This is a genomic window from Veillonella tobetsuensis (genome assembly GCF_002959935.1).
Classification (GTDB): Bacteria; Bacillota; Negativicutes; order Veillonellales; family Veillonellaceae; genus Veillonella; species Veillonella tobetsuensis.
The window spans coordinates 372188-391078 of record NZ_PPDF01000012.1 but is presented as its reverse complement, the minus strand read 5'-3'; the positions used below and the strand labels follow the sequence as shown (position 1 = coordinate 391078).

General features: G+C 38.5%; 12 protein-coding genes and 1 riboswitch. Of the genes, 9 read left to right on the top strand and 3 right to left on the bottom strand.

Annotated elements, in window-relative coordinates; translation table 11 throughout:
• Positions 1-61: 61 nt before the first annotated feature.
• Complete coding sequence (gene lgt / locus VTHSUH11_RS07785) at positions 62-898, bottom strand: prolipoprotein diacylglyceryl transferase (RefSeq protein ID WP_105093245.1); 837 nt, start codon at positions 896-898, stop codon at positions 62-64.
• Between the two features lie 131 nt (positions 899-1029).
• Here lgt and VTHSUH11_RS07780 point away from each other — a divergent pair, with 131 nt between their 5' ends.
• The 3 genes from VTHSUH11_RS07780 (at position 1030) to VTHSUH11_RS07770 (ending at position 5762) form a co-directional block, all read left to right on the top strand.
• Entirely contained in the window at positions 1030-2649 is a 1620-nt protein-coding gene (locus VTHSUH11_RS07780) for a glycosyl hydrolase family 18 protein (RefSeq protein ID WP_105093244.1), read from the top strand.
• Positions 2650-2730: 81 nt separating this feature from the next.
• Entirely contained in the window at positions 2731-5199 is a 2469-nt protein-coding gene (leuS, locus tag VTHSUH11_RS07775; RefSeq protein ID WP_105093243.1) for a leucine--tRNA ligase, read from the top strand.
• A gap of 83 nt (positions 5200-5282) precedes the next feature.
• Positions 5283-5762: a deoxycytidylate deaminase gene (locus VTHSUH11_RS07770; protein ID WP_005377547.1), complete on the top strand. Its 480-nt coding sequence runs from the start codon at positions 5283-5285 to the stop codon at positions 5760-5762.
• Positions 5763-5880: 118 nt separating this feature from the next.
• Here VTHSUH11_RS07770 and VTHSUH11_RS07765 read toward each other — a convergent pair whose 3' ends face one another.
• Complete coding sequence (locus VTHSUH11_RS07765; protein WP_105093242.1) at positions 5881-7110, bottom strand: aminopeptidase; 1230 nt, start codon at positions 7108-7110, stop codon at positions 5881-5883.
• Positions 7111-7263: 153 nt separating this feature from the next.
• On the opposite strand from VTHSUH11_RS07765, the gene VTHSUH11_RS07760 reads away from it, so the two are divergent.
• The 4 genes from VTHSUH11_RS07760 (at position 7264) to VTHSUH11_RS07745 (ending at position 14759) form a co-directional block, all read left to right on the top strand.
• Positions 7264-7884 (top strand): ComEA family DNA-binding protein, encoded by a 621-nt coding sequence (locus tag VTHSUH11_RS07760; protein WP_105093241.1) that lies wholly within the window; start codon positions 7264-7266, stop codon positions 7882-7884.
• Between the two features lie 352 nt (positions 7885-8236).
• Positions 8237-10036 (top strand): ComEC/Rec2 family competence protein, encoded by a 1800-nt coding sequence (locus VTHSUH11_RS07755; protein ID WP_244900002.1) that lies wholly within the window; start codon positions 8237-8239, stop codon positions 10034-10036.
• Between the two features lie 14 nt (positions 10037-10050).
• Complete coding sequence (gene holA / locus VTHSUH11_RS07750) at positions 10051-11031, top strand: DNA polymerase III subunit delta (protein WP_105093239.1); 981 nt, start codon at positions 10051-10053, stop codon at positions 11029-11031.
• Positions 11032-11033: 2 nt separating this feature from the next.
• Positions 11034-14759 carry a PolC-type DNA polymerase III gene (locus VTHSUH11_RS07745; RefSeq protein ID WP_105093238.1) on the top strand — a complete coding sequence of 1242 codons (3726 nt, stop codon included), beginning with the start codon at positions 11034-11036 and terminating at the stop codon, positions 14757-14759.
• 74 nt (positions 14760-14833) lie between these two features.
• Here the strand turns inward: VTHSUH11_RS07745 and poxB are convergent, their stop codons facing one another.
• The gene (gene poxB / locus VTHSUH11_RS07740; RefSeq protein ID WP_105093237.1) at positions 14834-16579 is read right to left on the bottom strand and encodes a ubiquinone-dependent pyruvate dehydrogenase; all 1746 of its coding nucleotides are present in this window, start codon (positions 16577-16579) and stop codon (positions 14834-14836) included.
• A gap of 248 nt (positions 16580-16827) precedes the next feature.
• Positions 16828-16943, top strand: a riboswitch (FMN riboswitch).
• 73 nt (positions 16944-17016) lie between these two features.
• Between poxB and ribD the strand changes: the two genes are divergently transcribed.
• Positions 17017-18237 carry a bifunctional diaminohydroxyphosphoribosylaminopyrimidine deaminase/5-amino-6-(5-phosphoribosylamino)uracil reductase RibD gene (gene ribD, locus VTHSUH11_RS07735; protein WP_105093236.1) on the top strand — a complete coding sequence of 407 codons (1221 nt, stop codon included), beginning with the start codon at positions 17017-17019 and terminating at the stop codon, positions 18235-18237.
• Positions 18218-18874: a riboflavin synthase gene (locus VTHSUH11_RS07730; protein WP_105093235.1), complete on the top strand. Its 657-nt coding sequence runs from the start codon at positions 18218-18220 to the stop codon at positions 18872-18874. Before ribD ends, VTHSUH11_RS07730 begins: the two co-directional genes overlap by 20 nt.
• Positions 18875-18891 lie beyond the last annotated feature (17 nt).

The window sequence follows — 18891 nt, the reverse complement described above, 5'->3', positions numbered from 1 at the left end:
ATATAACTATATACATATAAAAAATCCTTCATTCATGGAAAACCGTGAATGAAGGATTTTATTATTTTCGTTTTTTTTGTTTTGTTGGTGATTCGATAGCTGCTTCATTAGCCTCAGTTAAGGCTTGTTGTTTTTTGTCGAGATAGCCAAAGTAGATAAATACGCACATACCTACAATCATAACGATGAGGCTAGTCATTTGTGCAGATTTTAATCCCATCGTAAGATTGACATAGTCACCGCGTAAGAATTCTAAGAAGAAACGTGCTGCGGAATATAAAATAGCGTATAGAACGAATACTTGTCCCTTAGCATGTTTAAAAGAGCTAAACAGTAATAAGGCTACAAAGATAAGAATATCGATTTGACCCTCCCAAATTTCTGCAGGCCATAATGGTTGATTACCATAGGTGCGGTACGCAAGGGTACTTTCAGGATAGAGAATCCCAAAATTACCGCCTGTAGGATGACCAAAGGCGTCGCCATTAAATAGATTGGCCATACGCCCTACCGATTGGGCTAAGATAAGGGCAGGTGCAAATACATCGGCAAAGGCCCAAGCATCGATATTGTGTTTTTTTACAAACCAAAAACCGGCCAGTGTACCGAATACAACACCGCCTTGAATGGCCATACCACCTTGCCATACATAAGGTATCTCTAGGAGATGATTAGAATAGTAATGCCAGTCAAAGAAAAATACATCCCATAAACGGGCTCCAATAAGTCCTGCAATGGCAACGGTAATAGAAAAATCGATGATATGTTCATGCCAACCGCGACCATCCTTTTTGAGTAGAAAATACGCAACAGAAGCACCGCTAATAATTGCCAGTGCAAGCATAACACCATAGGCTCTAATCGGAAAATCCCCTATAAAAAATAAATATTGATGCATAATAACTCCTTTATGTTTTATGAATTATGCTTTCAAAGAGCACAAATTTATATTACTCAATATATGTATGATATAATATAGAAATTGTTATGTAAACAGGAGCAATTAAGTATATATAATAGGAGATATCCATGCTACGTAAATTTGCTATGGTTACTACCTTGGCGGCAGCAGTATTATCTAGTATTTCAGGTAATACGGTGAAAGCAGAGGTGCTAGTACCATTACAACAATATTTGAATACGACGAATCGAAATTATGAGGCGAATCAATATAAGACGTCTTATACAATCTACGTACCACAATTAGAACTCAATGGTACGACCATTACAATGAATCCTAAAGCAGTTGGGGAGCCTGTAAAATTACCCATTACAAAACGAAATGGTATGGAGTACGTCGATTTAGAGGGAACAACACCACTGATAGGTGTAACCTATACTAAAAATGATGGTCAACTACAAGTTTCTCCGGCACCAGAAACCATGCAGGTATTACAGAATAAACCTGTTCAAGGGCCATTGTCTTGGGCTTTTGACCCATGGCCTAATCAAGGGGCACCATATGCAGAAAAACTAAATGCTAGTGGAGATAATATTATTTCTCCTAGTTGGTTTAAATTGCATAGTTTAGGATTGGAATCGAGTCCTAATATTGATATTGATTATGTGAAAGTTTATAAAACTAATGGTTATCACGTGTGGCCTCTCATTACCAATCGTTTTGATCCAGGCTTTACGAGCGGTATTTTAGCAGATGAAGCATTGTGGAAAAAATATGCTCAAAATTTAATTCATTATGCCTATATTTATGGTTTTAGTGGTTATAATTTTGATTTTGAAAATGTAGACTATGCTGATAGAGATAGATTGACGAAGTTCGTAGCTTATTTAGCAGATGAATTACACAAGTATAATATTCAATCTTCCGTTGATGTAACTGGGTATTCCAATAGTCCTAATTGGTCTCTTGTATATGATCGTAAGTCCTTTGCAGATAGTGTAGATTACGTTGTATTGATGGCCTACGATGAAACTTGGACTAAAAGTACTATTGCAGGACCTGTAGCGAGTTATCCTTGGGTACGCGATCATGCTGAGAAGATGTTGCAAGAGGTACCAAGTCAAAAGCTTGTTCTTGGCATTCCATTCTACACTAGAATTTGGCATGAATCAGGCGGTGTGGCACGGGGTGAAACATTGGCCATTAAAAATGAACCGACTTATTTTAGTAACTATGCATCTAATATTATTTGGAATGATACATTAAAGTCCTATTATGCAGCTATTCCAACAACTAGTGGTACCGATAAGATTTGGTTTGAAGATAATAAATCCTTAGGATATAAATTAAACCTAGTAAAAGAATTACAATTGGCCGGCTTTGCTGCATGGCGTAAAGGCTTTGAAGATGATAATACGATTACAATGATTCAAGGCATTGATTTAGGTAAAGGTACACCTAATACAGCACCAGTTGCTGAAGCTCCTAAGCCTGTTGTTGAAAAACCATTAACAAAGGCTGAACGTAAGGCTCTTGAAAAAGCAGCTAAAGAAAAGGCGAAAGCAGAGGCAAAGGCAGCGAAGGAAAAGGCTAAGGCAGAGACTAAGGCTGCTAAAGAAAAGGCGAAAGCCGAAGCTAAAGCATCTAAAGAACGTACAAAAGCGAATGCTAAGACTGTGAATGAAAAGCAAAAGGTTGATAATGATATAGCGTCTATCGTTCCCGCTGTTCAAGTAGTAAAAAAGTAGATAAATTGACGGTTTATAGTACTAAGTAGTACAATAATACTATTGATTAGGAATCACATACAGATTTGAGGAGGCACCTACATGAACGAAAAATATGTAGCCCAAGATATTGAAACTAAGTGGCAAAAGTACTGGGATGAAAACCATACTTTTAAAACTGAATACGATGAAAGCAAAGAGAAATATTATACCTTAGAAATGTTCCCATACCCATCTGGCAATTTGCATATGGGCCATGTGCGCAACTATTCCATCGGCGACGTAGTAGCACGTTTTAAGAAAATGAATGGTTTTAACGTATTGCATCCAATGGGCTGGGATTCCTTTGGTATGCCTGCAGAAAATGCAGCTATTAAACATGGTATTGCACCTAAAACATGGACTCTTGATAATATTGAGAACATGAAAAAGCAACAAAAAGCATTGGGCCTTTCCTATGATTGGGACCGTGAAGTTGCAACATGTAAAGAAGATTACTATAAATGGACACAATGGTTCTTCGAACAATTCTATAAAAAAGGTTTAGCTTATAAAAAAGAAGCCAAAGTAAACTGGTGTGAAACTTGCCACACTGTATTAGCTAACGAACAAGTTATTGATGGTCTTTGCTGGCGTTGTGATAATCCTGTAGAGAAAAAGGATTTATCCCAATGGTTCCTCCGCATCACTGAATATGCAGATCGCTTATTGGATGATCTCGATACCCTTGATGGCTGGCCTCAACGCGTTAAATTGATGCAAAAAAACTGGATTGGTCGCTCTGAAGGTACAGAATTCTCCTTTGATGTACCTTCTATTAATGAGCGCGTATCCGTTTATACTACACGGGTAGATACAATCTATGGAGTAAGCTATGTTGTATTGGCACCTGAACATCCTTATGTGGAACGCCTTATCGATAATGCGCCTAATAAAGCTGAACTTGAAGCTTTTATTACTCGTATGCGTAATATGAGTGATATTGACCGCACCTCTACTGAGGTTCCTAAGGAAGGCATGTTTACCGGTTCCTATGCGGTAAATCCTATGTCTGGTGAACAAGTGCCTATTTGGATTGCTAACTATGTTCTCGTAGATTATGGTACTGGTGCCGTTATGGGTTCTCCTGCTCATGACGAACGGGACTGGGAATTTGCTCATAAATACGATTTGCCTATTAAACCTGTTGTTTCTCACAATGGTGAAAGCTACAATTTCGATACATGGGAAGAATCTGACCACGAAGATGGCGTGTTGATTAATTCTGGCGAATTTGATGGTCAAACATCTGCAGAGGCTCGTAAAAATATTACAGCTGCACTTCACGAACGCGGTATCGGTGAAGGTAAAACTAATTTCCGTCTTCGCGATTGGCTTATCTCTCGCCAACGTTATTGGGGTGTGCCAATTCCTGTTGTATATTGCGATAAATGTGGTGAACAACTCGTACCAGAAGAAGAATTGCCTGTACGTCTTCCTGAAGATGTTCAATTCGAATCTGGTGCCGTTTCTCCATTGGCTACATCTGAAAGCTTTATGCATGCTACATGCCCTAAATGTGGTGGCCCTGCACATCGTGAAACAGATACTATGGATACATTTATCGATTCCTCTTGGTACTTCTTGCGTTACACTGACGCATTGAACGATAAAGCACCATTCGATTCCAAAATTGCTAACTACTGGATGAATGTTGACCAATACATCGGTGGTATTGAACATGCTATCTTGCACTTGTTATACTCTCGTTTCTTTGTGAAAGTTATCCATGATTTAGGCCTCATCGAAGCTAACGAACCATTCCGCGGCCTTTTGACTCAAGGTATGGTACTTAAAGAAGGCAGCAAGATGTCTAAATCTAAAGGCAATGTGGTTTCTCCAGAAGAAATCATCAATAAGTACGGTGCTGATACAGCTCGTCTATTCATCTTGTTCGCAGCACCAGTTGACCGCGATCTTGATTGGAGTGACCAAGGTGTTGAAGGTTCCTATCGTTTCTTAGGTCGCGTATGGCGTATTGTTGATGCGTATGACCAAGTAGCAAAAGAAAGTCATACGAGTGACCTTACAAAAGACGAAGTGGCATTACGCCGTGAATTACACCGTGTTATCAAAAAGGTTACAGAAGACTTAGACAATAGCTTTAACTTTAATACGGCTATTAGTGCTATCATGGAACTTGTAAATGCTATGTATGCACACAAGGATAAAGTTGAAGCTGTAAATGCAGATCTTGCTAATGAATTAACACATAATCTCGTGTTGTTATTAGCTCCATTCGTGCCACATATTACAGAAGAATTGTGGCATGAACTTGGCGAAACTGAATCTGTTCATACTATGAACTGGCCAACATATGAAGAATCTGCTCTTAAAGTAGACGAAGTAGAAGTGGTTCTTCAAGTTAATGGTAAGGTTCGCGATAAATTAACTGTTTCTGTGAATATTACGAAAGAAGAATTGGAAGCATTGGCTAAAGAATCTAGCCGTGTCCAAGAATTTACAGAAGATAAACAAATCGTTAAGGTTATCTACGTACCAGGTAAACTTGTGAATATCGTTGTAAAATAATATTTCTATATATGATTTGTTAATATAATGAAAGCCCCCAACTACATAGGTAGAAGGGGGCTTTATTGTCTAGAGAGGTTATTATGGCAAAACGTAGCGATTATATTTCTTGGGATGAATACTTTATGGGCGTTGCTATTTTGGCTGCGCAACGATCCAAAGATCCTAATACACAAGTGGGGGCCTGTATCGTCAGCAATGATAATAAAATCTTATCCATCGGTTATAATGGCATGCCCTTAAATTGTAGTGATGATGATTTCACATGGGAACGTGATACGGCAGATGATAATAAATATTTCTATACCGTTCATAGTGAATTAAATGCGATTTTAAACTATCGCGGTGGTTCTTTAGAAGGGTCTAAGATTTATGTAACACTATTCCCTTGTAATGAATGTGCAAAGGCTATCATCCAAAGTGGCATAAAGGCCGTTATTTATCGAGATGATTTGTACAAAGATACTAAAGAGGTTAAGGCTTCAAAACGTATGCTAAAGACGGCCGGTGTAGATATTATTGAATATCAATCGACGGGTCGCGTACTGGAAATAACACTGTAATATTGAATGGGATAGCACATCCTCCGCAAGCTCCACCGGCCAGGTCTGACTCCGGCCTTCGGCCTCCGCAGGGCCAAAGTCGCTTCGTAGGACATGCTATCCCATTTTATTTAAGCTGTTATACCAATAAGCGACCGTCAATCATGATATCTACTTGTTGGCCGTCTTTTGTAATGCCTTTAATATTCATGTTTTCGTGACCAATCATAAAGTCCACATGAGCGAGGGAGTGATTGAGACCACGTGCTTTGAGCTCTTCTTCCGATAAATCATCGCTATTTTTTAAACATGTTGGATAGGCTGCACCGATTGCTAAATGGCAGGATGCATTTTCGTCAAATAATGTTTCATAGTAAATTCTATTGGATTGGCTAATAGGGCTATAGTGGTCCACGAGGGCTACTTCACCAAGATATTGAGATCCTTCGTCAGTTTCGATGAGTTCTTTAAGAATATCTAACCCTTCTTCAGCTGTGTAATCAACAATTTTACCGTTTTCAAAGGTAAGGGAGAAGTTAGAAATAGGATTGCCTTGGTAGATAAGTGGTTTTGTACTGACTACTTTACCATTTACACCATTCCATTGAGGTGCACAGAACACCTCTTCTGTAGGTATATTGGCATTAAATTTGATACCCTCTTTGGAGAACTCTTCCCCACCTTGCCAAATATGGTCTTCTGGTAATTCGAGAAGTAAATCTGTACCATTTTCGCATGTGTATTGCAATGCTTTTAAATCAAGAGCATTTAATGCTTCACGACGATGGCGTAGCTTAGCCATGTGATGCGCATATGTTTCTTTTGCCTCTACATCATTGAGACGACATAACTTTAGTAATGTAAGCCAGAGTTGGTTGAGTTTTTCTTCATCTGAACCTTCATATCCAAGAAGTTCAGCCCAAAGCACTGTTGGTACAGCGGCTACACACCATGTTACGGATGAGTTCATGATGGCTGTATGGTAAAAGGATAGGACCTTGTTGAGATTGCGTGAGTTTAGGCTAATGCGCTCTGTAGGAATTCCTGCTAACGCTTTTGGATTGGCACTGATAAGAGATAAGAAGGCTGCCTTTTCCTCTACATATTGTTCGTAATAAACAGGAATCCATTTAGCAGGTGTTTCTAATACAGAAGAGTCAGCATGTAATAAGCGTTGTCGTGTAATTGGGGTATGGCGCCAATTGATGATAACCTCTTTGGCACCCAATTGATAGGCTTCTTCTGTAACGATGACAGCAAAATCTTTATTGTCTACATCAACAGATACGATGAGTGTTTGTTTTTCTTGTAAATTGACGCCTGATTGTAACAGTGTGCGGGCGTACTTGTGTAATAATACTTGATTCATTATATACTCCTTAACATTAGGTATAGGGCAATACTGTGAAAGTATGCCCTTATATTCGACATAGGTTTAAAAACTCCTGCTTATGTGACTAATAGAGTCACAAGTAGGAGTTATTTTTCTTATATGGAAACTCTTACAGTAGGAGGTGACTATATGAGACAAATGATTATGTCACATAAGTGGATTGTAATAATACTGTGTATTTTGGTAGGAATTTATTTCCTATGGCCTATTATAACAGAAGAAAGCACCATAATGCCAGATTCATCTGTATTAGCGGCAGATATGTCAAAAGAAAATACTGAAAAAGAGGTAGATTCTAATTTTGAGTTGAGTGACGGTAAAATAACGTCTAATACTGATGAAAAAGATATCATCGTATATGTAACAGGTGCCATTCAGTCACCTGGACTGTATAAGGTATCATCAGTTTCTACAGTTGGAGATGTTATAAAAGGGGCTGGTGGAGCACTGCCTTACGCAGATGTAGAAGCCATTAATTTAGCAGAAACTGTTCAAGGAGGGCAACATGTTCATATCAAATTTAACTTTCACGGAAATCCTGAAGCATTATTAAGAAATCAGAAAATAAATATCAATACGGCTAGTGTAAAGGAATTGGATGCGTTACCAGGAATTGGTCCTACCATGGCTAAGCGTATTGAAGAATATCGTCAAAGCAAGGGTGCTTTTACATCCATAGAGGATATTAAGCATGTAAAGGGTATCGGTGATGGATTATTTAAGAAGATACGGGACAGAATTACGGTCTAAATTGCCTATATATTTGACCTTGAATATGCTAATTACCTATTCCGAGATGGCTCATTGTATATTGAGTGGTATTATTCTTAGCAGTTTATATGCCTATAGTACGCACTATGTATTACTCGATACAAGTTGGTACTGCATTTTGGGAGCAATTGTATATTTACTATATACCTTTATAAAATCTATCATACGGTATAGATTATATACATCTTTGTCGTGTACATATATCCTAGTAACTATTTTAGTATCCTGTGGCTTAGGTATTGCAACTTATATACATGTTAATCGTGAAATTAATCATTATGTGGGGCATACAAAATTTTATATATCACAAGAAGGAGAGTATGCTTTACTCGTGGATTCTCCTGTAGAGACAACGGTAATTGAAGAAAAGAAATATAAAACCTTCAGTGCGATGTTGCTTGGATTAGAGCCACATAAGGATACGGCAAAAGGCCTTCATATTAAGGCGGATGGTCATATTAAGGTAACCATTGAAGAGAAATCCTCGCCTATTCATATGGGGGACACCATCATCGTCAATGGCACACCTAAGAAATTGTATTTAACAGAAGAACGGGGCACCATTGATAGAAGAAATAAGGCCATCCGCAACGGAGAAATGGCATCTATATTTGAGGGGACGTATAAGATAGTAGATATACATACGTTACAGCCGTATAAGTTGGCCTCTTATGTAGGATACTATCAACAGTATCTTCACATAATTGGACATATACGCAGTACTGTTGAAACGTTGATGCAGAGATACCTATCTGATAAGACTAAATGGCTTGGTGTTTCTTTAGTTCTAGGCGGCCATTATGGCGAATTGGGCGAAGATGTATTGCGGCAATTTGGATATACAGGTATTATTCATATTCTATCTATTTCGGGATCTCATATTGCGCTATTATTTTCAATTGTATATGGAATTTGTAGATTATGTACCATCAAAAAACGGTATGCCATGATTGGTGGTATTGTATTGTCAGTTTTCTATTGTATTCTAGTTGGACTTAGTGCGCCTGTGGTGCGTTCAACCATCATGGGAATATGGCTCGCTTTAGCGTATATAAAGGGGCGCATGTATACGGCAAAACAAGGTTTAGCAATTACAGCTATACTATTTTTACTGTATGACCCACTACTGTTATTAGATGTGAGCTTTCAACTATCCTTTGGAGCTACCTATGGGCTCTTATTATTTGGCATGCCATTATATCGATGGATTACAGTATTGCCACCGATTGTGAAAGCTCCACTAGTACTCTGCATCAGTGCACAGCTTTTATTGATACCGTTCCAGCTCTATTATTTTCACTATTTGAGTTTAACCAGTCTTTTTGCAGCTATTATTATTACACCTTTACTTGATATAGCCATTGTTATGTTATTTGGTTGTACCATAATATCCTTACTTATACCAATAGGTATGGTGTGGAACGTAATCGACTGGATATTAACTATCTGTTTATATGTAAATGCGCATCTCGCTAACAGTTCTATATGTCTATGGTGGATAGGTACCATTTCTGCCACATTAGGGGTGTTATACTATGGATGTGTGGGATTACTATATATTAACCTAGTCTCATTAAAGCTTAAATTTAGAACTTTCACAAAAGGAATTGTACTTATGGGAATTGGCATAATTGCTATAGCTTATAGTGGCATCTTATATAGGAATGAAACAATTTTGCATATTATACCTATGAAACAGTCAAATGCATTTCTTATTGTTAAGCCTTATGAAAAAATTGCTATGGTATATATTGATACGCCTGATGCTATTCCTATAAAAGCTAGTGAAATTCGCGTAAGAAATGGACTCCAAAGTTTTGGTATTCCATTAAAAAATGCTCATGTTCAACGATTTCAATCGACGGGCAAAAATACTGTTTTATACAAAAATGATATATCGTCTGTGATGGTCTATAATAGACAAAATGGTGAAAAAAAACTACAATTAAATGATATGAGGAACACTATTTTGATTACCTCTCAGTCGTATATGGTGAATCAAATTGTAGCATTACATTTGAATCATCCCGTGCTTGTTAGCATGCCTCGCGGAGCGATGCGAGACCTTGATCCCGATGCAGAACATGTTCATTTATGGGGCTATCAATATATTCCGGACTATCGATTATGAAAGGAGGACTGGCGATGAATCAAGTATATCTAATTTATGGTAATGAACCACAACTTATAGAAGAAGAGAAACAAAAGTTTTTCTTATCTCATAAAAATCTAGATGTGCGCGTGTTGCATGATGAAGCAGGTCCTTCTAAAATATCAGAACAATTGATGGAGGATTCATTATTTGGCGATGCTAAGGTATTTTGTCTCATCAATTTACCTATCTTGAAAAAAGCAGGCCAAAAAGAGAGTCAAGAATGGGATGCACTGGCCGATTTACTGATGAATTATACCGGTGATAATCCAGTACTTATTATCTATCACGATATGGTGGATAAACGATTAAAACAAAATAAAAAGATATTAGATTCTATTCCACATAAGGAGTGTAAACGGTTAGAGGGGGATGATTTATTAATGTGGATCCGTCATTATTGCACTTCTAATGGATTTACATTGACGCCTGACGGATATGATTATTTATCACAGCTATTACAGTTATGGCAAGATGTTCCTGTAGCATTTATGCGTACCGAGTTTGATAGATATTTTCTGTTATTAGGTAATCATAAGAAAATAGATAAATCCTTTTTAATGGAACATAGCAGTAATTATGGAGCTAAAAATATCTTTACCTTTAAAGAAGCTTTATTAAAACAAGATGTGAATACCTTATTAGAATTATTTCCGTTTATGTTTAGCTATAAAGAAATCGATCGTGCTATGGGCTATATCGAAGGACAGTTGCGGCTCCAATTATTGGTAAGCGAATGTCGTGCTGCAGGTATGACAGCTAAACAGGTAGAAAATTTTTGTAAAGAAAATGGGTCAACCTTAAAACCATATCCTATAAAATTAGCTTACGAAGCTAGTTCTCGTATATCTATTACAGCATTGAAAGTACTCTTAAAAGGATTATATGAGGTAATATTAGATAGTCGCACAAGCAAAGGGGATATGTGGCGTTTTAGGGATTTATGTTTGACCTATTGTGGGTATAAGGGATAAAAATGAAAGTACGTTATCGAGTAGTACCAAAACAGAATAGTAAACCTGCTTTCTATGTGAATTGTGATGATAAACAGGTAACCATACAAGCAGCAGATTCAGCATTTAAAACATTAGTATCATTACAAGAACGATTAGCTGCTTGGTATAAAGAAAAAAATATTTCCTTTGATACTATTCCTACCAATGCAACTACATCTTGCTGCTTTGCATGGAAGGTAGTTGACGATGATGAAGAATTTGCACCATACTACTATGCCGGTGGTTGTGGTGTAGGTGAATTTATTGAAGATATAGAAGCACGTCGTCAAAAATTAGAAGAAGAGAATATGCCAGAACGGGGAAAATCTTTTGCTGGCAACAATGATGACGAAATTGATTATGCAGATGAGTTTGTACCATTTATGGATGCGGTAGAATTGGACTATTTTAATCCAGACCCCACATCGTATGAGTCTGTAACTACAAGAAATCCATCTGTATCTAGTAGCTCATCATCTACATCTTCAGCTAATAGCGGACATCAACACAAAGGTGGTAAGAAATATCCACAACGCGCACCTAAGGATGCACCTACTGATGAGGGTATGATTTTAGGTCCACGCATTGAGGGTACGACTTCGAGCATTATGGGCACTGTAGAAACACCAAGTGTTATTTTTGAAGGTGTGTTCGTTGGCCTTGATAAACGCGATACTAGGACTGGTAAAAGTATCGTAAATGGTAGCATCGTAGATGATACGAACAGTATGAAGTTTATCAAATTTACGAATAGTCCAGAAGAAGGGGATGCCTTATTAAAGCAATTAAAGAAATTGCAAAAGGTTCGTGTTCAAGGTAGTGTCAACTTTGATGATCGATTTGATAAGGACTATATTTTATCTATACGTAGTATCGAAGCTATCGAAGAAGACAATACAAATGAACGGACAGAAGACAGACCAGATTCTCGTGTTGAGCTTCATCTCCATACTAAGATGAGTGATAAAGATGCACTCGTATCGATTAAGGATTTATTTAAAACTGTCAAAAAGTGGGGCCATCCTGCGGTTGCTATTACGGACCATGGTGTTGTACAAGCCTTTCCTGAAGCACAAGCACTTGGTAAAGAACTTGGTGTTAAGGTTATTTATGGCGTTGAAGGCTATCTCGTTGATGATGCGGATTTAGAAAAAGAATTATCCTTAGACGTTGTAAAACGAAAAGATGAGGCGCCTCGTTATCACATTATTTTGTTAGCTCAAAATATGGTGGGCTTACGTAATCTGTATAAAATGATTTCCATATCCCATTTGGAATACTATAAACGGAGACCTCGATTGCCTCGTTCTATCATTGAAGAGCATCGTGAAGGTATTCTTATAGGGTCTGCCTGTGAAGCAGGTGAATTGATGCAGGCTATTGTTAAGGGGGCTTCTAAAGAAGAGCTATTAACGATTGCATCATTCTATGATTACCTTGAAATTCAACCACATACCAACAATACATTCTTAATTCGCAAGGGTATCGTACCAGATGAACAAGCTCTGATCGATATGAATAAGACGGTTATTGAATTGGGCGAAGCCCTCAATAAACGTGTATGTGCTACCTGTGACGTTCATTATTTAACACCAGAGGAAAAGATATATCGTGAGATTATGTTGACAGCTTGTGGGTTCCCTGATGCGGATGAACAACCAGATTTACATTTGCGTACTACTGATGAAATGTTAGCTTCATTCCCATATTTGAGTGAAGAAAAGGCCTATGAGGTTGTTGTTGCGAATACACGTGCCATAAACGATAGTATTGAAGACATTAAACCAGTGCCAGATGGCACATATTCACCTAAAATCGAAGGGGCCGATGAAGCTTTCACAGAAATGTGTTATGTAAATGCGAAGAAGATTTATGGTGATCCATTGCCTCGTGTTGTACAAGAACGCCTAGATTATGAGCTCGACTGTATCATCAGCAATGGTTATGGCGTGCTTTACTATATCGCTCATAAGCTGGTAAAAAAATCGCTAGATGATGGCTATCTCGTAGGTTCTCGTGGTTCTGTAGGTTCGTCCTTTGCTGCTACCATGTCGGAGATTACAGAGGTTAATCCATTGCCACCGCATTATATTTGCCCTGAATGTAAGTGGTCGGAATTTTATGAAAATGGTGAATACGCCGGTGGATTCGATTTACCGCGTCGTGACTGTCCTAATTGCGGTCATCCATTACAAACGAATGGTCATGACATTCCGTTTGCTATCTTCCTTGGTTTCGAAGGCGATAAGGTTCCAGATATCGATTTGAATTTCTCTGGTGACTACCAAGCGAAGGCTCATAAGTACACAGAAGAATTGTTCGGTCGTGATAATGTATTTAAAGCCGGTACTATTGGTACCATTGCAGATAAGACTGCATTTGGGTATGTAAAGAAATATGCAGAGCTAAGAAATATTCAGGCTCGCAGTGGATTCCTTGAGCACCTCGCAAAAGGTTTTACAAATGTAAAAAATACGACAGGCCAACATCCAGGTGGCATTATGGTTTGTCCTCGTGATATGGATGTGCACCATTTTACACCGATTCAACATCCGGCCAACAAAAAAGAGAGTGGCGTATTGACCACTCACTTTGATTATCACTCTATTGAAGGGCGTATGACAAAACTCGATATTCTGGGCCATGATGATCCTACCATTATCCGTATGTTAGAGGATTTGACAGGTATCGATGCAAAAACAATTCCCTTTGATGATCCTAGAACGCTCAGTTTATTCTCATCAACTGAGGGTATTGGATTGACTCCTGAACAGTTACAAGGTGACCAAGTAGCCAGCCTTGCTGTACCGGAATGTGGTACGAAATTTGTACGGGGCATGTTAGAAGATTCTAGACCTCAAACATTCTCTGATTTAGTTCGTATTTCCGGTTTCTCCCACGGTACGAATGTATGGCTCGATAATGCACAGGAACTCATTAAAAATGGTACTTGTAAATTGAACGAAGCTATTTCTACTCGTGATGACGTAATGAACTTTTTGATTCATCGTGGCATGAATAAGAAAAACAGTTTCTTCGTCATGGAAAATGTTCGTAAAGGGAAGGGCATTGAAAAGAGAAATAAACAAGGCCAAGCGACTACGGAATTTGAAAAAGAAATGCGAGAAAATAATATTCCTGAATGGTTTATTGAGTCTTGTAAAAAGATATCCTATCTATTCCCACGTGCCCATGCCGTTGCTTATGTTATGATGGCCTTCCGTATTGCGTGGTTTAAGGTATATCATCCGTTGGCATTCTATGCAGCGTATTTCTCAATTCGTGCTAAAGCCTTTGATTTACGGATCATGACCGGTGATTTGAATACACAATTGAAAGAATTTAATCGAATTAAAGCTCTTGACCGTGGTGCCAGCCCTAAGGAAAAGGATTTGATGTCCGCCTTAGAGGTATCCATGGAAATGTATCAACGGGGTTATCGTTTTATAAACGTAGATATTCAACATTCCGGTGCTCGCCGATTTAGCATTAAGGACGGCGCATTGTTGCCGCCATTCTTGGCCATTGACTCCCTTGGTGAAACCGTTGCTGATGCGATTGTAGAAGAACGAGAAGCAAAACCATTTACATCGTTAAAAGACTTACAACGTCGTTGTAAGGTATCTGCTACCATCATTGAAACGATGAAAGAACTAAAATGCTGTGGAGATTTGCCAGAAGACGAACAAATGTCGCTGTTTGGCTAATAAATTTAAAAGGTGTCATCGTTTGATGACACCTTTTTTTTGAGAGTTTTGCAGTTTAATTATTTTGGCAGATTTTAGTATAAGGATTTATATTTCATCCAGTTAGTTTTAGCCATTTCTTTTAGTTCTGTACCACGGCCATCAAGGATGGCGTTGATCAGGTATTTACTAAATCCTTTTGCTTGTTGGTATGCAATTTTTGGAGGCATAGCAAGTTCTTGTTTATCTACACGAACATTGATAATAACAGGACCTTCATTATAGTTTAGAGCTTCCTTGATTTTTTCATCTACTTCGCTAGAGTTTGTAATGCTAATACCTTTGATGCCAGCTGCCTCAGCAAGTTTACCAAAATCAGGATTTACGAAGTCTGTAGCATAATCAAGGTAACCAGAAGCTTTCATTTCCATGGCGATAAAGCTAAGTTCTTCATTGTTAAATACGAATACTTTCACAGGAAGATTTAATTGTTTTAATGACAACATTTCACCCATCATCATTGTAAAACCGCCGTCTCCAGAAAGGGAGATAACTTGGCGATTTGGACATGCATTTTGAGCGCCTATTGCATGCATCATTGCATTGGCCATGGAACCGTGGTTGTAGGAGCCAATGATACGACGTTTACCATTCGTTTTGATATGGCGTGCTGTCCAGATAACAGGGGTGCCCACATCGAATGTAAAGATGGCATCATCAGCAGCCAATTTATTAAGGCGATTTACGAAATATTGAGGGTGAATTGCTACGCCATCAGGTTCAGCAGCGGCATAGCTGTCCAAATCATTGCGGAATTTAGTGTATGTTTTACGAACGGTATCGATGAATTCTGTATCATCTCGTTGTGTAAGGTGAGGGAGTAGTTCGTGTAATGTATCTTTTACAGAACCGATGATACCTTGTGTTAGTGGAACGCGTGCCCCAAGAGCGGATGGATTAATATCTACTTGAATTACCTTAGCATTTTCAGGATAGAATGGACGATAAGGGAAATCGGTACCTAGCATGATTAGTGTATCGCATTGCTCAATAGCACGGTAACCGGATGTATAACCAAGCAAACCTGTCATGCCCACATCATAAGGATTATCCCACTCAACCCATTCTTTGCCTCTGAAAGCATGTACAACAGGGGCTTGTAATTTAGTAGCAAGTTCAACCACTTCGTCATGAGCACCGGCACAACCAGCACCACAGAAAAGTGTAATGCGTTTGCCATTGTTTATATGTTGGACCATTTCAAGAATATCCTCTGATTGAGGAATTACGCGTGGCAATTTAGGCGCATGCCATGTAGGTAATTCATCAATTTCTGTTTCCATAACGGCCACATCACCAGGTAGAACGATTACGGCTACATCGCGATTGCCAACTGCGGCATTCATGGCGCGGAATAGGATTTCAGGCATTTGCTTTGGATTAGAAACGAGTTCACAGAAACAAGAGCACTCTTTAAATAAATTTTCTGGATGTGTTTCTTGGAAATAGTTGAGACCGACTTCAGATAGTGGAATATGAGAGGCAATAGCGAGCACTGGTACACGATTACGATGACAATCAAATAGACCATTGATCAAATGGAGATTACCAGGGCCAGAACTACCAGCACATACGGTTAATTTACCTGTTAATAGAGCCTCTGCACCAGCAGCGAATGCTGCAGATTCTTCGTGGCGCACGTGTTCAAATTGAATTTTCCCATTACGACGTAAACTATCGTTTACCGAGTTTAAACTATCCCCAGTAATACCATATATTCTTTCAATACCTGCGTTAGCTAATACCTCTATGAGTACATCTGATATACGTTTTTTTGCCATATTATCACCTCTATATGATAATCAATGTTATTAAAAAATTATAATTCATTGTATACTATAAATAGTAGTATCTTATGATTGCATATTATGTGACTTTTATCACAATATATTGTATACATCACAAAATTAATTCAATTTCTAAATGTGCTATATAATTGAGATGTATATTAATAAGTTTTCTCATATACAAATGTATAATCTTGCGAAAGTATCATAAAAGTGGTACTATAAACATATAAATTAATATGATAAGTCTTTGGGGATGGGTGAAATTCCTTACCGGCGGTTATAGTCCGCGAGCTATATGGCATGAATCGGTGCAATTCCGATACCGACAGTAGAGTCTGGATGAGAAAAGACAATAGCACATATATTTTGTATGTGTATATATGATGACCCAAGGACTATGTATGTAGTCCTTTTTTTATTGAGGTATTATGATGAACGACGAATTATATATGAAGCGTGCCATTTCTCTAGCGAAAATGGCAACTGGACATACATCGCCAAATCCTTTGGTTGGTGCCGTCGTAGTTAAAAATAATACAATAGTGGGCGAAGGGTATCACCATAAGGCTGGTGAGGCCCATGCGGAAGTGCATGCTTTAGATGTTGCGGGAGACAATGCTAGGGGAGCTACCTTATATGTAACCCTTGAGCCCTGTGCTCATTATGGAAAGACTCCGCCATGTGCTAAGCGTGTCGTAGAATCTGGTATTGCTCGCGTTGTGATTGGTAGTACCGATCCAAATCCACTAGTGGCTGGTAAGGGCATTCAAATTCTTACTGAGGCAGGTATAGAGGTAACTACAGATGTATGTGTGGATGAATGTATTCAGTTGAATGAACATTTCTTTACATTTATTCAAACACATAAACCGTTTGTAACCATAAAAAGTGCTATGTCCCTAGATGGTAAAATTGCTACTTTCACAGGTCAATCTCAATGGATTACGAATGAAAGTTCCCGTAAGGACGGACATATATTGCGAGCGTCTCATGATGCGATGCTTGTTGGTATTGGTACCATCTTGGATGATGATCCATTGCTTAATTGTAGGCTCACTAGAGATGAATTATATGAAGCCCTTATCAACAGACACGATGTCTCGATAGATAATACATTAGAGGTGCATCAGCCAGATATTATTATTCTGGATAGTCAGGGGCGTACGCCAACGGATGCAAAGGTATTTACGATACCAAATCGTAAGGTTATCATTTATGTAGCGAAAGGTTGTCCAGAGCAGCGTAGAATTGCTTTGGCTAATGTTGGAGCGATTGTAGAGGAACTCCCAACAAAATCGGTGCGTCAAGGACGTACCACCGATGTAGCTATAGATATTAAGAAGATAGATATTCAAGCGTGTTTGGAACATCTTGGGGAACAAGAATACACATCAGTGCTTGTTGAAGGTGGTTCCACTATTATCAGTTCCTTTGTTGAATCGTTGGCCTTTGATAAAATTGTTACCTATATAGGCAATCTTGTCATAGGAGGCGCGAATAGTACAGCTGCTGTAGGTGGTACCGGTTTTGCTACATTACATGAGGCGCCTACACTCGAATTTGCTAGTTCGCGAATACTAGATAATAATATTCGTATAGAATCCTATCGTTTAGGAAGGGAGGGCTCCTATGTTTACAGGCATCGTTGAAGAAGTTGGCAAAATTCTAAGCGTTAAAAAGGGTGCCCAATCCTTATTATTGACGATCGGTGGCAATACAATTTTTGACGATTTAAAAATTGGCGATTCTGTAGCGGTTAATGGCGTTTGTTTAACTGCTACAACGATTGGAAATTATCAATTTACAGCCGATGTTATGCCTGAATCCATTAGTATGACTACTTTCACAAATTTAAAGGTGAATCAGCCAGTTAATCTAGAACGTGCTATGGCTGCTAATGGCAGATTTGGCGGACATATTGTAGCTGGTCATGTGGATGGTACAGGCCGCATCGTCAATATGAAACGAACAGATAATGCCATTGTTTTCACTATTTCTGCTCCAAAATCGATTATGGATTACGTTATTTATAAGGGATCCATTACAATCGATGGTATTAGCTTAACGATTATGGAGAGAACGGAATCGACCTTTTCTGTATCTATTATTCCGCATACATTGAGTGAAACAGTGCTAGGCCATGCGTCGATTGGCACAGAGGTAAATTTAGAAACAGATATTACAGGCCGTTATATTCGTCATTTTATGACATTAGATGCGCCTACACATACAAGTAAGTCCCAAAAATCCATGGAATCTCTATTAGTAGAGAATGGATTTATGTAAAAGGAGGAGTTGTCTCC

What these genes read in the sequence shown, in the direction of transcription:
- VTHSUH11_RS07760 (WP_105093241.1), top strand. Translation starts at nt 7,264, where the DNA reads ATGAGACAAATGATTATGTCACATAAGTGGATTGTAATAATACTGTGT.
- VTHSUH11_RS07770 (WP_005377547.1), top strand. Translation starts at nt 5,283, where the DNA reads ATGGCAAAACGTAGCGATTATATTTCTTGGGATGAATACTTTATGGGC.
- VTHSUH11_RS07745 (WP_105093238.1), top strand. Translation starts at nt 11,034, where the DNA reads ATGAAAGTACGTTATCGAGTAGTACCAAAACAGAATAGTAAACCTGCT.
- holA (WP_105093239.1), top strand. Translation starts at nt 10,051, where the DNA reads ATGAATCAAGTATATCTAATTTATGGTAATGAACCACAACTTATAGAA.
- ribD (WP_105093236.1), top strand. Translation starts at nt 17,017, where the DNA reads ATGATGAACGACGAATTATATATGAAGCGTGCCATTTCTCTAGCGAAA.
- VTHSUH11_RS07730 (WP_105093235.1), top strand. Translation starts at nt 18,218, where the DNA reads ATGTTTACAGGCATCGTTGAAGAAGTTGGCAAAATTCTAAGCGTTAAA.
- leuS (WP_105093243.1), top strand. Translation starts at nt 2,731, where the DNA reads ATGAACGAAAAATATGTAGCCCAAGATATTGAAACTAAGTGGCAAAAG.
- poxB (WP_105093237.1), bottom strand. Translation starts at nt 16,579, where the DNA reads ATGGCAAAAAAACGTATATCAGATGTACTCATAGAGGTATTAGCTAAC.
- VTHSUH11_RS07780 (WP_105093244.1), top strand. Translation starts at nt 1,030, where the DNA reads ATGCTACGTAAATTTGCTATGGTTACTACCTTGGCGGCAGCAGTATTA.
- lgt (WP_105093245.1), bottom strand. Translation starts at nt 898, where the DNA reads ATGCATCAATATTTATTTTTTATAGGGGATTTTCCGATTAGAGCCTAT.
- VTHSUH11_RS07765 (WP_105093242.1), bottom strand. Translation starts at nt 7,110, where the DNA reads ATGAATCAAGTATTATTACACAAGTACGCCCGCACACTGTTACAATCA.